The 2,900-nt window shown below is 59.5% G+C and carries 2 protein-coding genes; both read right to left on the bottom strand.

From position 1 onward, the window contains the following. Positions 1 to 369: 369 nt before the first annotated feature. Complete coding sequence (locus ABDJ40_RS24585) at positions 370 to 1,533, bottom strand: hypothetical protein (RefSeq protein WP_347613733.1); 1,164 nt, start codon at positions 1,531 to 1,533, stop codon at positions 370 to 372. 504 nt (positions 1,534 to 2,037) lie between these two features. Then, positions 2,038 to 2,346, bottom strand: a complete 309-nt coding sequence (locus ABDJ40_RS24580; protein ID WP_347613732.1) for a hypothetical protein — start codon at positions 2,344 to 2,346, stop codon at positions 2,038 to 2,040. Positions 2,347 to 2,900: the final 554 nt, after the last annotated feature.

The raw sequence follows: 2,900 nt of genomic DNA, 5'->3' as shown, positions 1-2,900 counted from the left end.
ACTCGCCGCCGACGGCCTGGCGTTGCTTGGTCCATAGTGCGTACGTACCCATCAAGTCGTTGATGGATACGAGCATCCTAGGCATGCCCAAGAGGATCAACCTGACTTCCCAGGACGCTTACGATTCGGTGAAAGTATGGCGATCTGTGCAGCCTAAGCACAGTGACGCCCACGCGGAGGCGTCCATGCTCTAGCGAGGGGGAACGCCAGTGGCAGGTCGCAAGCAGCACTTCATTCCGCAAGTCCTCCTACGAGGGTTCGATGCGGCAAAGGGAAAGAATGCCCAGGTCTACGTTTTCAAGAACGGGCGTTTCTGCAATTGCACAAATTTGGCCAAGCGTAGTGCCCGTCTGAAGAAGGCGGCTCCTGCTACCCCTTGACCGCCTTCGCCACGTCCACAACGAACTCCTTGAGGTCTTTGAGCTTTCCCAGATCGAGCGGATGCTGAACGGTGTGCTGATCAACGACGCGCCCGAAGTACAGTGGTGTCAGCTGTTCCCGGATCGTAATCTTCTTCTCTTCGGGCATGAGCTCAATGAACGGTCCGATGGAGGCCAGCTCAAGCTCCGTCTGGCGAGCCCTATCTGCGTTGGTCCGATGACGAGCAGACTCGCGGGCGGTATACCAAGCCGGTGCCGTGATTGCGAGGGCGTAAAGCAGTCGAACTAGCACGGCAAGGCCAGTCTCCGTGGTCAGTGCTTGACCCCAGAACTTGTAGAACGTTGCCGCCGCGACAGCTATGCCTAGACTGAAAAACCCAATGGTAGCGATGCGCCAACCGTTGGCCTGCTTTGCCTCTGCGTCTGCAATTCGCTTGTAGTTGCCGGTCGCGCCGATATTCCCGACGACCTGAACGATTCGTGCTGCGTTGTTGCGATGGTCCTCTAGCGCGACGAGCACCTTGGCCGCCTGTTCTTTCGCACTGTCATTTGTCGCCGTCAGCAGCGCGACCATCTCTCCGAGTGCGGTCTCAAACTTCGCTTGACGCTCGTTTTCACGCTCAGTGAACGTCTGGTTCAGTTTCGCGACGGTGGCCGCTGATTCAGCCCTCTCTCGGGCAGCCTCGGCGACCATCTCATCGAGCCGAGTTCCAAGTTCGACAGAGCGCTTTTGCAAGGCTTGGTACTGCGCATCGACTACTTCGTGCCGCCCTTGGAGTTGTTGAATTGCCGCCTGGGCCGAGCTGGTGAACTTGTCGAGGATGGTGGCCAGCGCATCGCGCCCAGGCGCGTCGCCACGGTAGGGAAGGGCCCAGAAGTAGGTCAATACCTGTTGATCGAAGAGGCTGGCCGCGGTGACGATGTGCGTAGGATTCCTGTCGCCCAGGAATGCCGTCAGTTCGTTGGAAGGAGCTTGCAAGTGCGCCTGGAGCGTCCCCAGCCCTGTGAGGCTCGCCAGCTCCGGTGGGCTGGATCGCAATAGTTCAGCTAATAGTGAGACGACCGCAATGCACTTGTCGCGCGCAAAGGCGTAGCTCTCGTTGGTCGAGACCTCCGGTGTCGAGAACTCCTCTCGCTTGAGGGTCTCCGACATGGATTCGACGAAAGCGTGGATTGGGTGGGTATGGTATGCGTTCGATGACATCTCTGAGCCTGTTCTGTCGGTTTTGGCGCAGGGAGAGGCGACGACAAGCGCCCAGGAGCTTGCTCCTGCCAGCCCATCGAATTGCCTCAAGGATCCCTAGTTACGCTCCCACCTGTAGAGCGTGACGCAGAGTGTATGGACGATTCATCCTAGACGACGAACAGCTGTTGTGGCCGCAACATGGCGTGCAGGCGTGCCTTGCCTCGCCCTTCGGTTGCAGATGGCCTGCCCGAAAGCCGCCCTTCGCGGTTCACCGCTTCTGGCCGTCAGACATCTTTCACGGCTGACGGGAAGAGATGCCGCAACCGCTGCTGAACGGCCTCGGCCAATTCAAGACCACGGCCGCGCCATCCCGCTGCTGATGCCACAGCAGGCGGCGACGCCGCCGAGGCCCGCGTAAACACAGCATCCGGATCGCTTGGCCCATCCCGGGCCGGTCCTGCTGGTCTCGGTCTAGGCCAGCTGATCCTCGCAGGCCTTCAGGTCGTTGCAGGCCGCCTCGCCATAGCGGCATGCCAGATTGCCGCGATACCTGGTGCCGGCGTCGTAGGCCTTGAGTGTTTGCCACAAGATCCGGTTGGTCGACACCGCCAACTGAGTCCGATTGGCCATCTCAACATCCCACATGTTGTGGCCTGGCCGCGACAGCCACCACAGCGCCAGGCGGGCAGTTCTGGGTGAATCAGTGGCCCACCAGTTCCAAACAGTGCGCTCAGACACGCCCAGCGCCCGAGCAATCGCGCGTGTGTCGGAGGTCTTCAAACCCAGGTCCTCAGCAAGCTCCCTGAACCCTGGAACATCGCTCGGAAGGCGATTTAGCATGGCTGGGATATCGGCTTGGCCAGGTCGAAAAAAAGACCGCTGGTGCGGTCCTTGAGCCAGGCGCGCAGGGCCTGCCAGCGCTTCCTGAATTGTCGACAATGTGCATTATGTAAACCAACTCATAAAGCAGGAGGACATGCCAGCTACCTCAGCTGTCAGTCCGGCGACAAGAAAGTGCGTAACGTTTCCAGGAAAACTACGACACAAACTGCTTACCGGCTCGTGGTTCGGCAGGTCACTCGTTTATGTCGTACGACAGAAAAGGATTGACCAGCCAGCGTGGGATCCGCTTGACAACACGTGACCCGTTGCTCAGCGGGATCAGAGTACCGTGCCTTCCTCCCTCCACCTAGTCACTGGCGGAAAGCCTGTGTTGGCGCCGACTGAAATTTGACCCACCCGTGAGGGCCCTGCCGATCCAAATTTGACCCAGGTGTTCAACCTACCCTGCCCGAGATATCCACAGCTGGGCGGGGGTGTGAGGAGTGATCACC

The sequence above is a fragment of the Roseateles flavus genome, assembly GCF_039872765.1.
GTDB classification, from domain to species: domain Bacteria; phylum Pseudomonadota; class Gammaproteobacteria; order Burkholderiales; family Burkholderiaceae_C; genus Roseateles_B; species Roseateles_B flavus.
This window is presented reverse-complemented; position numbering and strand designations above follow the sequence as displayed.

Bases quoted from the DNA above. Each gene is read 5' to 3' on its own strand.
- ABDJ40_RS24585 (WP_347613733.1), bottom strand. From the start codon at position 1,533: ATGTCGGAGACCCTCAAGCGAGAGGAGTTCTCGACACCGGAGGTCTCG.